This is a genomic window from Pseudomonas sp. LBUM1673, from assembly GCF_059695645.1.
Genome location: NZ_CP166780.1, coordinates 5,073,079 through 5,091,457, shown reverse-complemented (window position 1 = coordinate 5,091,457; position 18,379 = coordinate 5,073,079). Strand labels below are relative to the sequence as shown.

The window sequence follows — 18,379 nt, the reverse complement described above, 5'->3', positions numbered from 1 at the left end:
CAAACAAAATTCAAGGCACTAAGGTAGCGCTGTCTCGATGCAGCTGCAAATGCGTGAACGAGGTTTGCCTGATCCTCGCTTTTTGGCATCGAGAACGAACATGCTGCAACCCACAAAAATGACAAGAAGGCGTCGGCAATTTCTGCTTTTGCACGAGTGTTTTACGTAGCAAAGGTAGCGCTGTCTGCGCGCTGAGGTGTTACATGAATCATCCCATCACCGCCCTGGTCATCATGGGCGTTGCCGGTTGCGGCAAGACATGCGTCAGCCAAGCCCTGTGCCAGCTCAGCGGCGCGACCGCCATTGAAGGCGACACTTTCCACCCGGCCGCCAATATCGAAAAGATGAGCGCGGGTATCCCCCTGAACGATGAAGACCGTGCCGGCTGGCTCGACAGCCTGTGCGATGAACTGCGCCGCGTCGATGCCAAGGGCGAGCACCCGGTTCTGACTTGCTCGGCCCTCAAACACAGTTACCGCGAACGCTTGCGCAGTGCCTTGCCGGGCCTGGGTTTCGTTTTCCTTGAGCTGACCCCTGAAGTCGCCGCCGATCGTGTGTCTCATCGGCCGGGCCACTTCATGCCGTCGACCTTGATCGACAGCCAGTTCGCCACACTTGAATCGCCCGTTGGTGAGCCCCTGACCCTGGCTCTGGATGCTTCCAGCCACAGCGTCGATGAGTTGGCGAAGCAGGCTCATGCCTGGTGGCTCGAACATGGCTTGAAACTCGCCAGTTGAGTTTGGCTCCAAAAGATAGCGCTGTCCTGACGGCTTTTGAATAACCGCTTTAATAACAACAACAAACAGGAGACACCCCTAATGTTTGGCATGTCCCACGAGACGTTCCTGCTGCTAGACGCAGTGGTCACGGTGATCGGGCTTATCGTCCTGATCACCAAGTTCAAGTTTCACCCCTTCATCGCCCTGATCATCGCCGCAGCCTTCCTCGGGCTGACCTCCGGCATGCCGATCGGCACCATCATCAAGGCGTTCCAGGACGGCTTTGGTGGGGTACTCGGTTTCGTCGGGATCATCCTGGCGCTGGGCACGATGCTCGGCAAAATGATGGCCGAGTCGGGCGGGGCGGATCAGATCGCCCAGACCCTGATTCGCGCGTTCGGTAAGGACAAGGTGCAGTGGGCAATGATGTTCGCCGCGTTCCTGGTCGGCATCCCGCTGTTCTTCGAAATCGGCTTCGTGCTGTTGATTCCGCTGGTGTTCATCGTGGCCCGTCGCACTGGCGTGTCGATCATCAAGATCGGTATCCCGCTGCTGGCCGGTCTGTCCGCCGTGCATGGTCTGGTTCCGCCGCACCCGGGTCCGTTGCTGGCCATCGGCGTGTTCGGTGCCGACATCGGTAAAACCATTCTCTACGGCCTGATCGTTGCGCTGCCGACGGCCATCATCGCCGGCCCGATCTACGGCACGTTCATCGCCAAGTACATTCCAGGTCATCCTAACCAGGAACTGGTCGATCAACTGGCTCGTGATAACGATTCTGCCGATCTCCCGAGCTTCGCCATCACCTTGATCACCGTGCTGTCGCCGGTGTTCCTGATGCTGCTCAAGACCTTTGCCGATGTGGTGCTGCCGGACGGCAACTTCTTCCGCACTTTCATGGACCTGATCGGTCATCCGATCTCGGCACTGCTGCTGGCGTTGCTGCTGTCGCTGTACACCTTCGGTTACAAGCAGGGCATTGGCTCCAACCAGATGCTCAAATGGCTGGATGCCAGCCTTGCGCCAACCGCCGCAATCATCCTGATCATCGGTGCGGGTGGTGGCTTCAAGCAGATGCTGGTAACCAGCGGTGTAGGTGATGTGATCGGTCACATGGCGGTGGCTGCACAGATCTCGCCGATCCTGCTGGCCTGGCTGGTGGCGGCGGTGATTCGTATCGCGACCGGTTCAGCGACCGTGGCGACCATTACCGGCGCGGGCATCGTGGTGCCGGTGGTGGGGATGATTCCGGGTGTGAACCGTGAGCTGCTGGTGTTGGCCACCGGTGCCGGTTCGCTGATCCTGTCCCACGTCAACGACGCCGGTTTCTGGCTGGTGAAGCAGTACTTCAACATGACCGTGGCGGAAACCTTCAAGACCTGGACCGCGATGGAAACCATCCTGTCCGTGGTGGGCCTGGGCTTCATCCTGCTGTTGTCGTTGTTCGTTTAAGCACACCGCAATACAAATGTGGGAGCGAGCCTGCTCGCGGTGGCGGACTTACATTCAACCTCTTCGTTGAATGTTAAGCCCTCATCGCGAGCAGGCTCGCTCCCACAGTGTTTTGTGTTAGCTGTTGGTTTTCTGAACCAGCCCATCCGCCCGGAACATCCCGCGAATCCCGCGCACGGCCTGACGAATCCGGTCCTGGTTTTCGATCAGCGCGAAGCGCACATGATCATCCCCATACTCACCGAATCCCACACCCGGCGAGACGCAAACCTTGGCCTCGGCCAGCAGTTTCTTGGCAAATTCCAGCGAGCCCAGGTGCGCGTAAGCTTCGGGAATCTTGGCCCAGACGTACATCGATGCTTTCGGGTTTTCGACCATCCAGCCCAATTCATGCAGGCCTTTGACCAGCACGTTGCGCCGCTGCCGATACTGCTCGGCAATGTCTTTGACGCATTGCTGATCGCCTTCCAGCGCCGCAATGGCCGCCACTTGCAGTGGAGTGAAAGTGCCGTAATCGTGGTAGCTCTTGATCCGCGCCAGGGCGTTGACCAGCTCCGGATTGCCAACCATGAAACCGATGCGCCAGCCCGCCATGTTGTAGCTCTTGGACAGGGTGAAAAATTCCACCGCGATGTCCTTGGCGCCGGGCACCTGCATGATCGACGGGGCTTCCCAGCCGTCATAGACGATGTCGGCGTAGGCCAGGTCGTGCACCACCAAAACGTCGTACTGCTTGGCGAGGGCGATCACCCGCTCGAAGAAGTCCAGCTCCACGCACTGGGCGGTGGGGTTGGACGGGAAGCCGAGGATCATCATTTTCGGTTTCGGGATCGAGCCGCGAATCGCCCGTTCCAGCTCGGCGAAGAAATCCACACCAGGGATCAGCGGCACCGATCGCACCTGGGCGCCGGCAATCACGGCACCGTAGATGTGAATCGGGTAGCTCGGGTTCGGCACCAGTACGGTGTCACCCTGGTCGAGGGTGGCCAGCATCAAATGCGCCAGACCTTCCTTGGAACCGATGGTGACGATGGCTTCGGTTTCCGGGTCGATGTCGACTGCGTAGCGATCCTTGTACCAATTGGAGATCGCCCGGCGCAGGCGCGGAATCCCTTTGGACGTGGAGTAGCCGTGGGTGTCTTCGCGCTGGGCGACAGTGACGAGTTTTTCGACAATGTGCGGCGGGGTGGCGCCGTCGGGGTTGCCCATGCTCAAGTCGATGATGTCTTCACCACGACGACGGGCGGCCATCTTCAGCTCGGCGGTGATGTTGAAAACGTAAGGGGGGAGTCGATCTATGCGCGCAAAGCGGCGCGGCGAACCTTGTTCGGCCATTGTTGCCTCGGATAACGTAAGCGCCCGGAACCGTCCGAGCGACGCTGGCCACTGCGGTGGCCTGTGGCGGAATGTAAGGGCAGTCGTGGCAAACTGTCTAGCCTGCGCGTCAATAAATATTTCCCAAGGAAATGGTCGATGGAATTTACCAGTGGCTTCCTGCTGAGCCTTTCGCTGTGCCTGGACATCGGCGTGGCCAACATCGCGATGATCACGCTGGCGATGCAGCGTGGCTATTTTCAAGGCTTTGCGCTGGGTTTGGGGACGTGTGTCGGCGACCTGATCTACGCCGTGCTGGCCTTGGCCGGCATGACCGTGTTGCTGCAATACGAAACGGTGCGCTGGGTGTTGTGGATCGGCGGGTCGGCATTGCTGCTGTATTTCGCGGCGAAGATGATTTATTCGGCGATCCACCATGAAGCGCTGTTGGCGCAAACCCCGGAGGTGGGGCACAACTCGCACCGCCGCGAGTTTTTCCGCGGGATCTTTCTCGCCATGTCATCACCCAGCGCCATTCTCTGGTTCGCCGCGGTGGGCGGTACGCTGATTGCCCGTTCCGGCGGCGGTGGCGTGCTCAGCTCGGCGCTGTTTCTCGGCGGATTTCTTTGTGCCGGGCTGCTCTGGTGTATCGGTCTGTGCTTCGCTGCGAGCCACGGCGGCAAGTTGCTCGGTGACAAACTGCTGCGTTATTCCTACATGGCATCGGCGGCGATTTTCTGCTATTTCGCGGTCTACGTGATCCTATCGGGTTATAACGAATTCATTGCGCCAGGCACCGTCGAACAGTTGCACGCACTGTAATTGGGCGAATCGGGTTTGGCTTCTATACTCCCAGCCGAACCCACTTTTTTCGTTCCCAGGAGTTGAGTCATGGATGAGCAAACACGCGTCGAAAAGGCTGAACCACGCTTCGAAAACGGGCACTTCATGCTTATTGCGGGGCTTGGTGGACGATTTACCCAAGAGACCGCCGGTAAGATTCCCGAGCTCTGGGATAAATTCGTCCCCCACATCGGGAATGTTCCCGGGCAAAAGGGCGAAGTGACCTACGGCGTTTGCTGCAACCCCGACGGCAAGGGTGGTTTTGAATACATTGCTGGCGTCGAGATCAGCAAGCTCGACGACCTGCCCGAAAAATACCGCTGGGTCGAGATTCTGCCCCAGTATTACGCGGTGTTCGAGCACAACGGGTCTCTGGATACGCTGCCTCAAACCTTTCAGTACATCTGGGAAACCTGGCTGCCGCAGTCCGGTCATGAGGCGGCGGATGCCCCGGAGTTCGAACGCTACAGCGACGATTTCAATCCGAAGCTCAACACTGGTGTGCTGGAAATCTGGCTGCCGCTCAAAGCGTAATGGCGGGTCGAGTGGCGGATCGGCGGTCCGCCTCTCTGATCGATATGAACACCTTATTAATTTATGATCCTCTGCCTTTCCCTCGCTGATTCCGAGCTGCCATGAACACCGTCATCCGCCACGTCACCCCCACTGACCTGGACCGCTGCTACGCCATCGAAACCCTTGCCTACGAAGGCGACGAAGCCGCCACCCGCGAGAAAATCGCCACCCGCATCGCCACCTGGCCCGAGGGCTTCATCGTGGCTGAAGTGGATGGCGTTGTAGCCGGTTTCATCAATTCCGGTGCGGCGTTTGAGGTGGAAATGTCGGACGAGGCGTTCAAGGAACTGATCGGCCACGACCCGGCTGGCCCGCACGTGGTGATCATGTCGGTGGTGGTGCATCCGGACTACCAAGGGCAGGGCCTGGCGAAACGCTTGATGGGGGCATTCATCGAGCGGATGCGCGCACTGAACAAGGCCAGCATCCACCTGATGTGCAAGGAACAGCACATTCGGCTCTATGCCGGGTTTGGTTTTGCCTACATCAAGCCTTCAGCGTCCGACCATGGCGGGATGGCGTGGCATGAGATGGTGTTGGCGCTGTAGCAGAAAAAAATGAGTGGTTATGAAGGTAATGCCGGTCAGTTAAGCCGTAATGCGATCTGAAGCGCTTTTGAAAAATCATGTGCTTATCTGAAACAAATCTTGCAGTAGGCCTGATGACCAATCGAAAAAGATCATCTAGTCCCAACGGCGCGGCAACCTGACAAACATCGCTCTGCACAAGTCTGACAGCGACCGCTGTTGCTGTTTCCGGCCAATATCTCATCGCATCTGTCGAGGATGTGTAGGGCTGGTCACCGTTTTTAACATGCATCCTGGCTTGGTTTTTTACCGACCATTTGACAGTTCGATCCAGGTTCCGCAACGCTTCCTCCAGCTGTCGGTCATCCGTGGGTGTGCAGCGATCGGCGTCAAACCAGATGACATCAATATCGGTCGAGACCGGGGACGGAACCCGGTTATGCAAGTGATCCCAAACGGCATTCCTGACAAACCCGGCACCAATCCAGCAATCCGGTAAATTCAGGGAGTGAACAAGTTGAAGCAGGCGCCAGCGGTCGGGGTCGCCCGAAATGATTGCCTGGACCCTTGAGATGTTGTCCATGCCGCCCTCCAAAAAACAATCAGTAAAGGCTATCCCGCACTCTCGCCGGTGCTTCCCGGTCATACGTCTCGGCATCGAACTGTCCATCGTTCAGCCGTTTGTGAAATGCGCCCGCCGTCGGCAGGGCAGAGCGTTCGAGGTATTTGTGCGGGTTCCACAAATCCGAACGCACAATCGCTTTCGAACAGTGGAAATACGCCGCCTCCACTGTCACCAGCATCACCGTGCGCGCCGGTTTGCCGTTGACTGCAAAGCTCTCCAGCCACTCGGGCTCGGCGCTGATTTGCGCCGTGCCGTTGACCCGCAGCGTCTCGCCGATTCCCGGAATGATGAACAGCAGCGATACCCGCGAGTCGAGCACGACATTGCGCAGCGTATCGATGCGGTTGTTGCCCGGGCGATCCGGGATCGCCAGCGTGCGTTCATCGACGATCCGCACGAAACCCGGCGCATCGCCCCGCGGTGAGCCGTCCATGCCGTCGGGGCCGACCGAGCTGATAATCACTAGCGGCGAGGCGCGGACCATCGCCTGATAGTCCTCGTTCAGAAAGGGGATCTGCTTGCGCACCGCACGCTCATGGGGCAGGCCGTAGATCGCTTCCAGCGCTTCGATTGAATTCACCATCGTTCATCCCTCTACGAATCAGAAAACCAGCCCCATCCGCCGTTCATAACCGATCCGGCCTTTATACGCTTCGCCGCTGTCGACAAAGCCAAATTTGGCATACAGCGCGATGGCCGACTCATTGTCCGCATCCACCGACAACTCCAGCCCTTTGATTTCCGGCCAGGCCTGACGCGCAACCTCGGGCAGGGCTTGCAGGCAGGCTTTACCATAACCTTTGCCCTGGGCGCGGCGATCGACTTGCAGGGCGTGCAGGGTGGCACTGTGTTCGTTGGCCCAGGCCGGCAGCACTGGCGGGCGCTTGAGCAGCAGGAAAGCCACCGGAGCATCCTCCACCAACAGCGCAAAGCCTTTGACGCCAGGGCCGGGTTTGGACAGCAAGGTGTGCAATGCACCATGAATGTCGCCGGAGAACTTGATTTGTTCGGCGTGGATTTCGATAGCCTCGACCTGTTGGCGCTGCAGGGCGTTCAGGCTTTCGTAAGGCACGAGTCGGGCTGTCACTGGAGTGTCCTTTTTCCAACGGAAATGAGCCTCGGATTCTAGCGAGTTTGCGTCTATGGATTATTTTTATTTCGGCTGTCGATTTGGCTTTTCACCAAACGACTAAGGGTGTCTTCAACAAAAAAAAACACGGAGAACCATCATGAATGCTCAGACACAAATCCATAACCTGATCGATACCTACCGCCAGGCGGTCATTGCCAAGGACGTGGAAAAGGTCATGGCGCTGTATGCCGATGACATCGTTTCCTTCGATGCCGTCAAAGCCCTGCAATTCAAGGGCAAAGCAGCCTACCGCGCGCATTGGCAGGCATGCATGGAGATGTGCCCCGGTCCACACATCTTCGAGTTCCACGAGATCAACATCGTGCCGTCGCAGGAGATCGCTTTCGCTCACTGGCTGGCGCATTGCGGCGGCACCAATGAAAAGGGTGAAACCCAGGCCTGCTGGATGCGGGTCACCGCGTGCTACCGGCAGGAAGCGGGGCTATGGCAGATCGTCCACGAACACTGGTCGACACCGTTCGACATGACGAGCGGCACGGCGCTGTTCAACCTGGAACCCTGATCGTCGGGCTGTTTATCGGAAAGCAGCGCCAAAGCGCCAATCTGCAGCCATAGTTGATCCGTTCGATCAGGGCAAAACTCCAAGAGATGGAGAACCCCCTGAAATGGAGAGTCCCATGAAGTATTTATGCCTGGTCTACAGCGATGAGCTGGAATTGCACTCGCTGCCCGATAGCCCGAAAGACACCGAATGCATGGCCTATGCCGAGTCGATCCAGGGCAGCGGCCGGATGATCGCCGCCGAGGCGCTGGAGTCGGTACAAACCGCGACCACCGTGCGCATGCGCAACGGCAAGATGTCGATCACCGACGGCCCGTTCGCTGAGACCAAGGAGCAGTTGGCCGGCTTCTACCTGATCGATGCCAAGGACCTCAATGAAGCCCTCCAGGTCGCCGGTAACATTCCGGCGGCCCGGGTCGGCTGTGTCGAGGTGCGACCCGTTCGCCAGTTGAATCCCTGAATAATAATCACAACAGGAGTTCTTTCATGAGTCCGCAACCTATGCAACGAAAGCCAGTTGAAGGCATGCCGGACTGATGCCTGGCGAATCGGTACGGGCACAGGTCGAGCAGGTCTACCGCAACGAGTCGCGGCGGATCCTGGCGACCCTGATCCGTTTGCTCGGCGATTTCGACCTCGCCGAAGAGGCGCTGCACGAGGCTTTTTTCGTCGCGGTCGAGCGCTGGCAGCGTGACGGTGTGCCGGATAATCCGCGCACCTGGCTGGTGTCCACCGGGCGCTTCAAGGCCATCGATGTGTTACGCCGGCGCGCGCGCTTTAACGCGTCCCGGCCGATGTTGATCGCTCAACTGGAGGCGCTGGAGCAAGCCGACTGGAGCGACGAAGATGTGGAAGACGATCGCCTGCGCTTGATCTTCACCTGTTGTCACCCGGCACTCGCGGCGGACGCTCAAGTGCCGTTGACCCTGCGTGAAGTCTGCGACCTGACCACCGAAGAAATCGCCCGGGCCTTTCTCTCGGCACCGGCCGCTATCGCCCAGCGCATCGTGCGGGCCAAGGCCAAGATCCGTGACGCGAAAATCCCTTACCAAGTGCCCACCCTGACGGAACTGCCCGAGCGTCTCGACAGTGTACTGCGGGTGATTTACCTGGTGTTCAACGAAGGGTACTCGGCGTCTATCGGCAGCGAACTGACCCGCGAAGACCTGACGCGTGAAGCGATTCGTCTCGGTCGGTTGTTGATGGAGCTGTTGCCCGAGCCGGAGGTGATGGGGCTGCTGGCGCTGATGCTGTTGCATGAGTCCCGGCGCCCCGCCAGAACCTCGCCTGACGGCGAGCTGATTGTGCTGGATGAACAGGATCGCTCGTTGTGGGACGCCGAACTGATGGCCGAAGGTTGCGCACTGGTGGAGCGGGCGCTGACGACGCGGCGCTTCGGACCTTATTGCCTGCAAGCAGCGATTGCCGCGGTGCATGCCGAAGCACTCACGGCGGCGGAGACGGACTGGCCGCAGATCGTCGGGCTGTATGAGGTGCTGCTGCGGGCCGTGCCGTCGCCGGTGATCGAACTGAACCGTGCGGCGGCGCTGGCCAAGCGCGATGGCCCGCTGGCCGGGCTGACGTTGATCGAAGGGATTCTGGCGCGAGGTGAATTGCTGGATTACCACTTGGCGCACTCGGCGCGGGCAGAGTTTTATCGGCAGTTGGGGAGGGTGAAAGAGGCTCGGGCGGCGTATGAGCGAGCGCTGGAATTGACGCAACAGATGCCGGAGCGGCGGTTTATCGAGGGGCGATTGCGAGAGTTGGGATGATGTGATCTTGCGGGCCCCTTCGCGGGCAAGCCTCGCTCCCACAGGATTGAGTTGATCACACTTTTGCGATTCGACTCGACCCTGTGGGAGCGCGGCTTGCCCGCGATAAGGTCCGCAGGACCTTCACTCCAACATCTTGCTCAATAACCAACTCCCCGCCGGCCCCGGCGGATGCAAACGCGACCACAGCGCATCGACGAACACCGGTTTCGGCCAGCCGCGCACCTTCAGTTCCACCAACGAGCCGGCCCCGAACCGCCCCACCAGCCACCGGGGCAACGGCGCCCAGCCGAAGCCGCCCTGGGCCATTTCCAGCAGCATCAGGTAGCTCGGCGCCGACCAGACACGCCCCTTCGCCAGGCTTTCATACGGATTGACGATCGTCGCCAGACGCAATTCGCGGTGTTGCTGCAGCACGTCCTGATCGATTCCGCTCAGCTTCGCCAGCGGGTGTGCATGGGACACGAACAGGGCTATTTCCGTGCGCTCGTCCACCGTCGAACTGACCAGGTCTGGCGGGTAACGGTCTTGCATTTCGGCGAAGGCGATATGTGCTCGGCCGCGTTGTACCAGTGCCACCAGGTCATCGCATTCGGCGATCAGGCATTCCAATTCCAGGTCCGGATAACGCTGCTCGAAAGCACTGAGCGCCACTTCGAAACGGTCGGACTGATAAGTGTCGGAAATCGCTACGGTCAGCTTCGGCTCGACCCCTTGGGACAGTTGGCTGGCGGTCATTTCCAGGCGGCTGGTGGCGGCCAGGATGTCCTCGGCCCGCTGCAACATGGCGTGCCCGGCCGGAGTCAGGCTCGGTTTGCGACTGCTGCGGTCGAAGAGGGCAAGGTTCAGGTCGATTTCCAGGCTGGCCACTGCGGCGCTGATGGTCGACTGACTGCGACCGAGCTTGCGCGCCGCAGCGGAAAACGAGCCTTGAGTCGCCGCCTGGACAAACGCCAGCAACACTTCGTGGGAGGCCATGAACTATCGCCTTGATCGATGGTTATTGGTTATGAAGTATCGGCGTGATAACAGATCATGGCAATCACAGTCACTCAGGGAGCCTGGCTATGAACGCTAACAAATCCATTACTGAACGAATTTTCCAGGCCATCGGTTTCGAACTGCTGGCCGTTTTGATCTGTACCCCACTGCTGGCCTGGGTCATGGACAAACCCATGCTGGAAATGGGGGCGGCAACCATGGCCATTGCAGCCCTTGCCCTGGCCTGGAACGTGGTCTTCAACGGCCTGTTCGACCGGTTGCTCAAGCGCTTTGCCATTGTGCGTAACGCTTGGGTCCGCGTGGTGCATGCGCTGTTGTTCGAAGGCGGTCTGGTCGCGTTTGGCGTACCGCTGATTGTCTGGTGGCTGAAGGTCAGCCTGTGGCAGGCGTTTCTGCTGGACGTTGGCGTGCTGCTGTTTTTCCTGCCATACACCTACGTGTACCACTGGAGCTATGACGTGGTGCGTGAGCGGCTTTTGGTACGCGGGGCTTGCGAAGCGTAAAAACCCGCCTTTGTAGGAGCGAGGCTTGCCCGCGAAGAAGACACCGCGGTTTAACCGAATGACCGCGTTATCGTTCTTCGCGGGCAAGCCTCGCTCCTACGGGGGCGGGTTATGTGTTAGACGTGGAAGTAGCCCACGCACGAATCGAACGGCAGGCGTTTGAGTTCGATCTTGTTCAGGTCGAGCACTTCGCGCAGGGCTTTGGTTTCGCCAGGGAAGTTGCGGTAAGCGACTTCGTCGAGCACCACAATCGCGCCTTTTGGCATGTACGGCAGGAAGGTTTCCAGCGCGACTTTGGTCGATTCGTACAGGTCGGTGTCGAGGATCAGCATCGCCACCACCAGGTCTGGACGAGTCTTGACCCACTCCGGCACGGTCTTGACGATGTCACCCTTGACCAGCTCGCAACGCGGAATACGGTTGACCGGGCGCAGCAGGTCGTTGGCGTCGATCATGTCCTGGATCAGCGACTGGTCGGTGTCGGAGAACATCGTCTCGTTGACGTCTGCCGGGTCTTCTTTCTTGTCGATGCTCTGGAAGCCTTCGAACGTGTCGAAGCCAATGATCGAACGGTTGATCGCGTACGGCTCCAGAATCATCGACAGGTGCATATAGAGCATCAGCGAGTTGCCCTTGTACACGCCGCACTCGATGATCGCACCCGGCACTTCGGCAACCTTCTTGAACAGCTCCATGCGCGACAGGGCAGCGGTCACGCCGATACGGTTGGCGAAGACGAACGGCGCGTCGGCCACATACTCGGCATCGACCCGTTTCAGGACGTTGGCACGGGTTTCGTTGTACTGGGCCTCGGCAGGCGTGATGCGACGCTTGGTCATTGGTCGATTCCTTGGAAATTCGAAAAGTCGTGGGCGTGGAAATAGTCTTTGAAACCGGCGCCGACGTCAGGGCAGGCGCTGTCGACGTTGATCGCGCCGCGCTTGTGCTTGAGGTCGTCGAGGTGCATCAGGCGGAAGTCCACGCTGAAGCGGGTTTGTTCGGTGTGATTGGCGACCGTGCCGTGCAGATGCGAGCCGGAGAAGATCAGCATCTCGCCGGTATTGCCGGCGATGCGCACTTCAGACGCGGTGTTGATCGCCTCCAGCGGCACCGGGTGCATGCGGACTTCCTCTTTGAGGTTGTCCTTGGCCTTATGCCGCTGGTTGTTGATCCAGTCGTTGAGGCTCCATTCGCTGGAGGTGTTTTTCACCGGCACGTCGAAGTAACCGGGGTTGATCATCATGGTCTGGTCGGGGCGAATGGTATGCACCGGCATCCAGGTGTTGATCTGGCAATCGACGCTGCCGTACCACGTGTCGCGATGAGGCTTGTAGGCGTAGCTGACACCGGCGTGCAGGTAGTCATAGTTCGGCACCACGCGAATACGCGGCACGTCGAAAATGTACTCACGCGGGTCGACACCGATCTCGTCGATAAACGACAGGATCAAGTCCTTGGCGCGCTGGCTGTTGGTGAACTGGCCTTTGAGGCGCGTCACCAGTACCACGAATTCTTCCACCGGCATCAGTGTGTGCAGCGCCTGGTGATTGGTCTCGCCGTCGAAGGCGGCGGTGATGCTTTCCTGGGCGAACGCACACAGCTCTTTGGCGGCGCGCAGCTGAGTGTTCAGGAAGATGTCGCCGGCGTAGATGGCTTCTTTAAAGTCAGCTTTGTGCTGAAGCTGATTGATATACAGATTCACGGTTCCCCTCCTGAATACATCGAGTCTCTTATGAGTCGGCCAGACGTTAGCAAACTGAAGTGCAATCCGGTGGGTGGTGAATCAATAGACGCGCAATCCTCTGAGTTTGCGACGAAATGCTTTCGCCGGGCAAAAACAATCCCTGTAGGAGCGAGGCTTGCCCGCGAAGAACGATAATGCGGTCATTCGGGTAAACCGCAGTGCATTCTTCGCGGGCAAGCCTCGCTCCTACAGGTCCTGTGGGGTCAGAACAGTTTGGTGAACAGCCAGTACAAACTGCCCGACAACACAATTGCCGCTGGCAAGGTCAGTACCCAGGCCATCAGCAGGTTGCGGATGGTCTTCATCTGCAAACCGCCACCGTTGGCGACCATGGTCCCGGCCACCCCCGAAGACAACACATGGGTAGTCGACACCGGCAGGCCAAACATGTCGGCAGCGCCGATGGTCAGCATGGCCACGGTTTCCGCCGAGGCTCCCTGGGCGTAGGTCAGGTGCGTCTTGCCGATTTTCTCGCCGACCGTTACCACTATGCGTTTCCAGCCGACCATGGTGCCCAGCCCCAGGGCAATGGCCACCGCGATCTTCACCCACAGCGGAATGAACCGTGTGGCGTTGTCGATCTGTTGCTTGAACAGTTGCAGCTTGCCGGTGGTGTCGGCGTCGAAGTTGCCGACCTTGTTCTTGTCCATCAGGCGAATGGTTTCGCTGGTCAGGTACATGTCGTTGCGCACGTTGCCCATCGCTTCGGCCGGGACTTTCGACAGCGAGCCGTATCCCTTCACTTCGTTCCCGATGTGGCCCGCCAGTGCGGCGAGGGCGGGGATCAATTGCGGCGTGGCTTCCTTGCTGCGCATGTAATCGGTCAGCACCGGGCGCGGATCGGCGGGCGCCGGCAGCGGCGAGTTTTTCATCAGCGCTTGCTGGGTGACTTCCGCTACAGCAGCGAACTGCAAGGCCTGATCCGCCGGCATGGTGCGGTTCAGCGCATACGCCATCGGCAAGGTGCCCACCAGGATCAGCATGATCAGGCCCATGCCTTTCTGGCCGTCGTTGGAACCGTGGGCGAAGGACACACCGGTGCAGGTCAGAATCAACATGCCGCGAATCCACCAGGGTGGCGGGGTGTGGCCCTTAGGCGCCTTGTACAACGCGCGATTTTTGACGAAGGCGCGCAACGCCAGCAGCAACAGCGCGGCAAAGGCGAAGCCGATCAGCGGCGACAGCAGCAACGCGTAACCGACCTTGGTCGCTTGGGCCCAATCCACGCCGCTGGTGCCGTCGCGGCCGTGCATCAAGGCATTGGCCACGCCGACGCCAATGATCGAGCCGATCAGGGTGTGCGATGAAGAGGCCGGCAAACCCAGCCACCAGGTGCCGAGGTTCCACAGGATCGCGGCGATCAACAGGGCGAAGATCATCGCGAAACCGGCGGAGGAACCGACTTGCAGAATCAGCTCCACCGGCAACAGGGCGATGATGCCGAATGCCACCGCGCCGCTCGACAGCAACACCCCCAGAAAGTTGAAGAACCCGGACCAGGCCACGGCGAAGTTCGGCGGCAGGGAGTTGGTGTAGATCACCGTCGCTACGGCGTTGGCGGTGTCGTGGAAACCGTTGACGAACTCAAAACCCAAGGCAATCAACAGTGCGACGCCCAACAGCAGAAACGGCGTCCAGGTGGTGACCACCGTGCCAAGCTCGCTCATGTCGTGCATCAGGCTGTAGGCGGTGAACAACAGCCCGCTGCCCAGTACTGCAAAGAACACCACAAAGGTGAGCAGGCCGGGTTTTTTATCGAGCTGCGGCCTGGCGCTGCTGGCGGGAGCCTGGGCAGTGGAGGTGAAGGAAGGCGTAGCCATGCCGGATAATCCTGAGCCGAGAAGGAGTATCGGTCATGATCGTTGCCAAATGTTACAGAGAGGCTGCGCTGGGTCAGTGTTTGGTTTTTTTGCGATGCCGGATGCTAAAGCAGACAAACATCTGTGGCGAGGGAGCTTGCTCCCGTTCGGCTGCGAAGCAGTCGTCAAATAGGCAACCGCGTTTTGTCTGAATAAACCGGTTTGCAGGATTTGGGGTTGCTTCGCAACCCAGCGGGAGCAAGCTCCCTCGCCACAATGTATCGGTAGGGCCGAAGGATTCAATAATCCTGCCGCTTGCGAAACGCCCAGCGTCCGGCAATCAGGGTAAACGTCGCGACCAGCGCCACCAGAATCCAGAACCCCTCCGGATCACCGGCAAGCGGCACCCCGCCGACGTTCATACCGAAGAAACCGGCGATGATGTTGATCGGCAGCGCCAGCACCGTGACCACGGTCAGGGTGAACAGCGTGCGGTTGCTCTGTTCGTTGAGGTTGGCGGCGATTTCTTCCTGCAATAGCTTGATCCGTTCACCGAGGGCCGTGAGGTCGTTGATGATCAGCGCAAACTCCTCGGTGGATTTACGCAGTTCCTTGACGTCCTCCTTCTGCAACCATTGCGGTGGGCGATTGAGCAGGCGCAGCAACGAGCCCGGCTCCAGCGCCAGCAACCGTTGCAGGCGCACCAGCACCCGACGGTTGGCGCCCAGTTCGGCGCGGTTGGTGGACAGGCGCGAAGACAGCAACTCATCTTCGATCTGATCGACACTGAGGCTGGTCTTGCGCACGATCTGCGTCAGCACTTCGCCCTGATCGCGCAGCAAATGCACCAGCAGTTCCAGCGGTGAGCGAAAGCATTCACCGGCCTTCACCGAAGAACGCAGCTTGTCCACCGAGTGCAGCGGTTGCAGCCGCGCGCTGATGATCAGCCGGCTGCGGGCACAGACCCACAGTGTCGAAACATCCGAAGAGACCATACTGCTGAGGTTGAACACCACGTCGTTGACCACTGCCAACAAGGCCGAATCGACATGCTCGATGCGCGTCGAACGGGAACCTTCGTGCAGCGCTTCGAAAAACTCGTCGGGCAATGCCAGATGGCTTTTCATCCAGCGCTCGCACGCAGCATGGGCCAGGTTCAGGTGCAGCCAGAGAAATTCGTCACTGTCGTCCGGTTGTTGCAGGCAGTGCAGCGCCTTGGCCGAATCGATCTCCCGGCCGCGCTCGCCGGGGCGAAAACTGAAACCGTAAAGCAGGCCGAACAGGTCGGAATCGCGATGGCGTTGGTCAATGCTGTGGTTCATGAGGTCTCGCTGCGGGGGGAGGCGCCTGTCGCGGGTTTTACAGGTTCACTTGAGCCCCATCATCGCAACGTATTTTGAAGGTTTTGTGACAGTTGAATGGCGCCGGAAAACCGCCTCCATACCGGTGGTCGGAAGGGCTAAAGAATGGCTCTGGCACGCCGATGTTGCTGATGTCGATCTTCCGATTCTGGTCGTGAACCAGCGTCGCTGACAGGGATGTCCGGACATCTTGCGCGCCACTTGGGCGTGCCTTATCCCTGCCATGAGGTATCACTCGATGTTTTTGCAAAAATCCCTGAGAGCGCAAATCCTCGCCCTGTTGAGCGGCAGCCTGTTGGCGATGTTGCTGATCGCTTTGGCCTGCTTTCACTTTCTGTCCAACGGCGTTCAGAACTACGCGAATCTGATCGAAGGTCCGTTGCGCACCTCGCAATTGATCGATGAAGCCAACCTGCAATTCAAGGTGCAGGTTCAGGAGTGGAAAAACGTTCTGCTACGCGGCAAGGAACCTGCGAACCTGGACAAATACTGGAAGCAGTTCGAGGACGGTCAGCGCGACGTGCAGGGCATCCTGAGTGAGCTGGCCGGGCAGAAGGGCATCGAGCCGCAACTCAAGACTCGCATTGAACGCCTGCGTGAAGAGCATCGTGTATTAGGTGCGGCCTATCAGAAGGGCCGTGATGCCTACGTCGCTGCCGGTGCTGATCCCGCGGCCGGCGACAACGCGGTCAAGGGCGTGGACCGTGCCGCCAGCGAACAGATGAATGAATTGGTCAGCGAACTGCGCAAGCAAAGCACCGAGCAATCGAAGCTGATCAGTGCCAGCGCCGATCAGACGGTGTTGTTGGGGATCGTGGTGATGCTGGTGTCGGGTCTGCTGATTGGCTTGTTGAGTCTGTGGCTGGTCAACCGCAACCTGGTGGAACCGATTCGCAAACTGATCGATTATGTGGCGCAACTCAGCCAGGGTCGGTTCGCCGAGCGCGTGGCCAGCACCCGTCAGGACGAGTTGGGCAACCTGGCCAAGGCCGCCAACACCTTGCGCGATTTTCTCGCTGAAACCTTCAACCGTTTGCAGCGCAGTGCGACGGATCTGAACAGCGCCAGCAGCGAGCTGAATTCGATTGCCGGCCTCATGGCCAGCGGCACCAACGAGCAGTTCAACCGCACCGATCAGGTGGCCACGGCGATGAATGAAATGTCCGCCACCGCGCAAGAGGTCGCGCGCCACGCGGCAGACGCCGCGCGTGCGGCTGACGAAGCGGATCAGTCCGCTCAACAGGGCGAAAAAGTCATGCAGGGCACCATTCATACCATCACCCAAATGCGCGGCGAAATCGCCAACACCGCCACGGTCATCCGTCGTCTGGAAGAAGACAGTGGGCGCATCGGCAAAGTGCTGGAAGTGATTCGCGGCATCGCCGAGCAAACCAACCTGCTGGCACTCAACGCGGCGATCGAAGCGGCCCGTGCCGGTGAAGCCGGGCGCGGTTTTGCGGTGGTCGCCGATGAAGTACGCAGCCTGGCCCAGCGCACGGCTGCGTCGATCATCGAGATCAACCAGATCATTCAAACCGTGCAAACCGGTGCAGTGGACGCGGCCCAAGCGATTGAAAGCGGCCAGTCGCGCAGTGAAGAAAGCGTCGAACAAGTGACCCAGGCCGGCGCCATGCTCGAGCGCATCACCCATGCCGTGGAAGCCATTCGCGACATGAACCGCCAGATCGCCACCGCCGCCGAAGAGCAGACCTCCGTGGCCGAAGACATCTCGCGCAACCTCACCGAAATTACCAGCATCGCCAGTACCAACCTGGACAACGTGCAGCGTACTGAAGCGGCCAGCCACAATCTGCATGGATTGTCGGGGCAGTTGAATGAAGTGACGGCGCGGTTGAGCGCCTAGTGAAATGGGTTGTGTACCAATTGGCTTACCAAACCGGTACACAGTACCTCTCAAGTTTATGTCGCGCCTGTCGATGACAGATTTACCCAAACTCCATATTGGATAAATCCCATGGTCAGCATCAGCTCCGTTTCGATCAACCAGACCCTGTCGACCTCTTCAAGCCAGGTCGCGATCAGCGGCAGCACTGAAGATACCTCAGTCGCAGCGACGGCTGAGGCCTCCAGCGACACCACCAAGGTTTCCGCTGGCGGTGCGCCTGCCTCAGGTGGCGGCAGTTCCAGCAGCACAGAATCCGATACGGTGAAAGCCCTGCGCAAGCAGATCGCCGAGCTGCAAAAGCAATTGCAGGAACAACAGCAACAACTGCAAGCGGCCCAGGCCAAGCAGGAAAGCGCCGAAGCCAAAGCGGCGAACGTCGCGGCGGCTCAGTCGCAGATTGCGGCCACTTCGGCTTCGTTGCAGACGGCGACGGCGGCGTTGATGCAGGTGTTGCAGGATGAGGGGGGCAGTACGTCGGGGTCGGTGGTCAGCACCACCGCTTAAGTCCGTGAGGGTAAGCTGAAGCCCTGTTGCTCGCTCGATTTGCCTGACGCCGAATGCAAAAAAGCCGCACGATCCGA

General features: G+C 59.4%; 21 protein-coding genes. 12 read left to right on the top strand and 9 right to left on the bottom strand.

Annotation, left to right across the window (positions count from 1 at the left end):
- Positions 1-203: 203 nt before the first annotated feature.
- Together ACA044_RS23425 and ACA044_RS23420 are read left to right on the top strand one after the other, a co-directional pair.
- Complete coding sequence (locus ACA044_RS23425) at positions 204-737, top strand: gluconokinase (protein WP_497443489.1); 534 nt, start codon at positions 204-206, stop codon at positions 735-737.
- Between the two features lie 81 nt (positions 738-818).
- The gene (locus ACA044_RS23420; protein ID WP_497443488.1) at positions 819-2,171 is read left to right on the top strand and encodes a GntP family permease; all 1,353 of its coding nucleotides are present in this window, start codon (positions 819-821) and stop codon (positions 2,169-2,171) included.
- 117 nt (positions 2,172-2,288) lie between these two features.
- On the opposite strand, the gene alaC is transcribed toward ACA044_RS23420, so the two are convergent.
- Positions 2,289-3,506: an alanine transaminase gene (alaC, locus tag ACA044_RS23415; protein ID WP_497443487.1), complete on the bottom strand. Its 1,218-nt coding sequence runs from the start codon at positions 3,504-3,506 to the stop codon at positions 2,289-2,291.
- A 138-nt stretch (positions 3,507-3,644) separates the two neighbouring features.
- Here alaC and ACA044_RS23410 point away from each other — a divergent pair, with 138 nt between their 5' ends.
- The 3 genes from ACA044_RS23410 (at position 3,645) to ACA044_RS23400 (ending at position 5,452) form a co-directional block, all read left to right on the top strand.
- Positions 3,645-4,307, top strand: a complete 663-nt coding sequence (locus ACA044_RS23410; protein ID WP_497443486.1) for a LysE family translocator — start codon at positions 3,645-3,647, stop codon at positions 4,305-4,307.
- A gap of 69 nt (positions 4,308-4,376) precedes the next feature.
- Complete coding sequence (locus tag ACA044_RS23405; RefSeq protein ID WP_497443485.1) at positions 4,377-4,862, top strand: GyrI-like domain-containing protein; 486 nt, start codon at positions 4,377-4,379, stop codon at positions 4,860-4,862.
- 101 nt (positions 4,863-4,963) lie between these two features.
- Positions 4,964-5,452, top strand: a complete 489-nt coding sequence (locus ACA044_RS23400; RefSeq protein WP_497443484.1) for a GNAT family N-acetyltransferase — start codon at positions 4,964-4,966, stop codon at positions 5,450-5,452.
- Here ACA044_RS23400 and ACA044_RS23395 read toward each other — a convergent pair.
- The 3 genes from ACA044_RS23395 to ACA044_RS23385 are packed head-to-tail and all read right to left on the bottom strand — an operon-like array spanning position 5,391 to position 7,143.
- Entirely contained in the window at positions 5,391-6,014 is a 624-nt protein-coding gene (locus ACA044_RS23395; protein ID WP_497443483.1) for a nucleotidyltransferase family protein, read from the bottom strand. The two genes, ACA044_RS23400 and ACA044_RS23395, sit on opposite strands and share 62 nt — an antisense overlap.
- A 19-nt stretch (positions 6,015-6,033) precedes the next feature.
- Positions 6,034-6,639 carry a pyridoxamine 5'-phosphate oxidase family protein gene (locus ACA044_RS23390; protein WP_497443482.1) on the bottom strand — a complete coding sequence of 202 codons (606 nt, stop codon included), beginning with the start codon at positions 6,637-6,639 and terminating at the stop codon, positions 6,034-6,036.
- Between the two features lie 18 nt (positions 6,640-6,657).
- The gene (locus ACA044_RS23385) at positions 6,658-7,143 is read right to left on the bottom strand and encodes a GNAT family N-acetyltransferase (protein WP_497443481.1); all 486 of its coding nucleotides are present in this window, start codon (positions 7,141-7,143) and stop codon (positions 6,658-6,660) included.
- Between the two features lie 142 nt (positions 7,144-7,285).
- Between ACA044_RS23385 and ACA044_RS23380 the strand changes: the two genes are divergently transcribed.
- The 3 genes from ACA044_RS23380 (at position 7,286) to ACA044_RS23370 (ending at position 9,483) form a co-directional block, all read left to right on the top strand.
- Positions 7,286-7,711, top strand: coding sequence for a YybH family protein (locus ACA044_RS23380; RefSeq protein ID WP_497443480.1), 426 nt, complete (start codon positions 7,286-7,288; stop codon positions 7,709-7,711).
- A 115-nt stretch (positions 7,712-7,826) separates the two neighbouring features.
- Positions 7,827-8,171: a YciI family protein gene (locus ACA044_RS23375; protein ID WP_497443479.1), complete on the top strand. Its 345-nt coding sequence runs from the start codon at positions 7,827-7,829 to the stop codon at positions 8,169-8,171.
- 76 nt (positions 8,172-8,247) lie between these two features.
- On the top strand, positions 8,248-9,483 hold the full coding sequence (locus ACA044_RS23370) for an RNA polymerase sigma factor (RefSeq protein ID WP_497443478.1): 1,236 nt from the start codon (positions 8,248-8,250) through the stop codon (positions 9,481-9,483).
- A 123-nt stretch (positions 9,484-9,606) separates the two neighbouring features.
- On the opposite strand, the gene ACA044_RS23365 is transcribed toward ACA044_RS23370, so the two are convergent.
- Positions 9,607-10,461, bottom strand: coding sequence for a LysR family transcriptional regulator (locus tag ACA044_RS23365; protein WP_497443477.1), 855 nt, complete (start codon positions 10,459-10,461; stop codon positions 9,607-9,609).
- Positions 10,462-10,550: 89 nt separating this feature from the next.
- Here ACA044_RS23365 and ACA044_RS23360 point away from each other — a divergent pair, with 89 nt between their 5' ends.
- Positions 10,551-10,988 carry a multidrug/biocide efflux PACE transporter gene (locus tag ACA044_RS23360; protein WP_497443476.1) on the top strand — a complete coding sequence of 146 codons (438 nt, stop codon included), beginning with the start codon at positions 10,551-10,553 and terminating at the stop codon, positions 10,986-10,988.
- Between the two features lie 116 nt (positions 10,989-11,104).
- Here the strand turns inward: ACA044_RS23360 and ACA044_RS23355 are convergent, their stop codons facing one another.
- The 4 genes from ACA044_RS23355 to ACA044_RS23340 all read right to left on the bottom strand — a co-directional run bounded on the left by ACA044_RS23355 (position 11,105) and on the right by ACA044_RS23340 (position 15,853).
- Complete coding sequence (locus ACA044_RS23355; protein WP_007946102.1) at positions 11,105-11,827, bottom strand: TylF/MycF/NovP-related O-methyltransferase; 723 nt, start codon at positions 11,825-11,827, stop codon at positions 11,105-11,107.
- Positions 11,824-12,690, bottom strand: a complete 867-nt coding sequence (locus ACA044_RS23350) for a hypothetical protein (protein WP_497443475.1) — start codon at positions 12,688-12,690, stop codon at positions 11,824-11,826. Before ACA044_RS23350 ends, ACA044_RS23355 begins: the two co-directional genes overlap by 4 nt.
- A 245-nt stretch (positions 12,691-12,935) precedes the next feature.
- Positions 12,936-14,552, bottom strand: a complete 1,617-nt coding sequence (locus ACA044_RS23345; RefSeq protein WP_497443474.1) for an inorganic phosphate transporter — start codon at positions 14,550-14,552, stop codon at positions 12,936-12,938.
- A 278-nt stretch (positions 14,553-14,830) separates the two neighbouring features.
- Positions 14,831-15,853: a transporter gene (locus ACA044_RS23340; RefSeq protein ID WP_305448614.1), complete on the bottom strand. Its 1,023-nt coding sequence runs from the start codon at positions 15,851-15,853 to the stop codon at positions 14,831-14,833.
- A 49-nt stretch (positions 15,854-15,902) separates the two neighbouring features.
- On the opposite strand from ACA044_RS23340, the gene ACA044_RS23335 reads away from it, so the two are divergent.
- The 3 genes from ACA044_RS23335 to ACA044_RS23325 all read left to right on the top strand — a co-directional run bounded on the left by ACA044_RS23335 (position 15,903) and on the right by ACA044_RS23325 (position 18,302).
- On the top strand, positions 15,903-16,064 hold the full coding sequence (locus tag ACA044_RS23335; protein ID WP_497443473.1) for a hypothetical protein: 162 nt from the start codon (positions 15,903-15,905) through the stop codon (positions 16,062-16,064).
- A gap of 66 nt (positions 16,065-16,130) precedes the next feature.
- Positions 16,131-17,756, top strand: a complete 1,626-nt coding sequence (locus ACA044_RS23330) for a methyl-accepting chemotaxis protein (protein WP_497443472.1) — start codon at positions 16,131-16,133, stop codon at positions 17,754-17,756.
- A 111-nt stretch (positions 17,757-17,867) separates the two neighbouring features.
- Positions 17,868-18,302 carry a hypothetical protein gene (locus tag ACA044_RS23325; RefSeq protein ID WP_497443471.1) on the top strand — a complete coding sequence of 145 codons (435 nt, stop codon included), beginning with the start codon at positions 17,868-17,870 and terminating at the stop codon, positions 18,300-18,302.
- The last annotated feature ends 77 nt before the right edge of the window (positions 18,303-18,379 follow it).

Bases quoted from the DNA above. Each gene is read 5' to 3' on its own strand.
- ACA044_RS23390 (WP_497443482.1), bottom strand. From the start codon at position 6,639: ATGGTGAATTCAATCGAAGCGCTGGAAGCGATCTACGGCCTGCCCCAT.
- ACA044_RS23355 (WP_007946102.1), bottom strand. From the start codon at position 11,827: ATGACCAAGCGTCGCATCACGCCTGCCGAGGCCCAGTACAACGAAACC.
- ACA044_RS23345 (WP_497443474.1), bottom strand. From the start codon at position 14,552: ATGGCTACGCCTTCCTTCACCTCCACTGCCCAGGCTCCCGCCAGCAGC.
- ACA044_RS23420 (WP_497443488.1), top strand. From the start codon at position 819: ATGTTTGGCATGTCCCACGAGACGTTCCTGCTGCTAGACGCAGTGGTC.
- ACA044_RS23340 (WP_305448614.1), bottom strand. From the start codon at position 15,853: ATGAACCACAGCATTGACCAACGCCATCGCGATTCCGACCTGTTCGGC.
- ACA044_RS23400 (WP_497443484.1), top strand. From the start codon at position 4,964: ATGAACACCGTCATCCGCCACGTCACCCCCACTGACCTGGACCGCTGC.
- ACA044_RS23330 (WP_497443472.1), top strand. From the start codon at position 16,131: ATGTTTTTGCAAAAATCCCTGAGAGCGCAAATCCTCGCCCTGTTGAGC.
- ACA044_RS23365 (WP_497443477.1), bottom strand. From the start codon at position 10,461: ATGGCCTCCCACGAAGTGTTGCTGGCGTTTGTCCAGGCGGCGACTCAA.
- ACA044_RS23360 (WP_497443476.1), top strand. From the start codon at position 10,551: ATGAACGCTAACAAATCCATTACTGAACGAATTTTCCAGGCCATCGGT.
- ACA044_RS23395 (WP_497443483.1), bottom strand. From the start codon at position 6,014: ATGGACAACATCTCAAGGGTCCAGGCAATCATTTCGGGCGACCCCGAC.
- alaC (WP_497443487.1), bottom strand. From the start codon at position 3,506: ATGGCCGAACAAGGTTCGCCGCGCCGCTTTGCGCGCATAGATCGACTC.
- ACA044_RS23425 (WP_497443489.1), top strand. From the start codon at position 204: ATGAATCATCCCATCACCGCCCTGGTCATCATGGGCGTTGCCGGTTGC.
- ACA044_RS23325 (WP_497443471.1), top strand. From the start codon at position 17,868: ATGGTCAGCATCAGCTCCGTTTCGATCAACCAGACCCTGTCGACCTCT.
- ACA044_RS23370 (WP_497443478.1), top strand. From the start codon at position 8,248: ATGCCTGGCGAATCGGTACGGGCACAGGTCGAGCAGGTCTACCGCAAC.
- ACA044_RS23410 (WP_497443486.1), top strand. From the start codon at position 3,645: ATGGAATTTACCAGTGGCTTCCTGCTGAGCCTTTCGCTGTGCCTGGAC.
- ACA044_RS23375 (WP_497443479.1), top strand. From the start codon at position 7,827: ATGAAGTATTTATGCCTGGTCTACAGCGATGAGCTGGAATTGCACTCG.
- ACA044_RS23405 (WP_497443485.1), top strand. From the start codon at position 4,377: ATGGATGAGCAAACACGCGTCGAAAAGGCTGAACCACGCTTCGAAAAC.
- ACA044_RS23380 (WP_497443480.1), top strand. From the start codon at position 7,286: ATGAATGCTCAGACACAAATCCATAACCTGATCGATACCTACCGCCAG.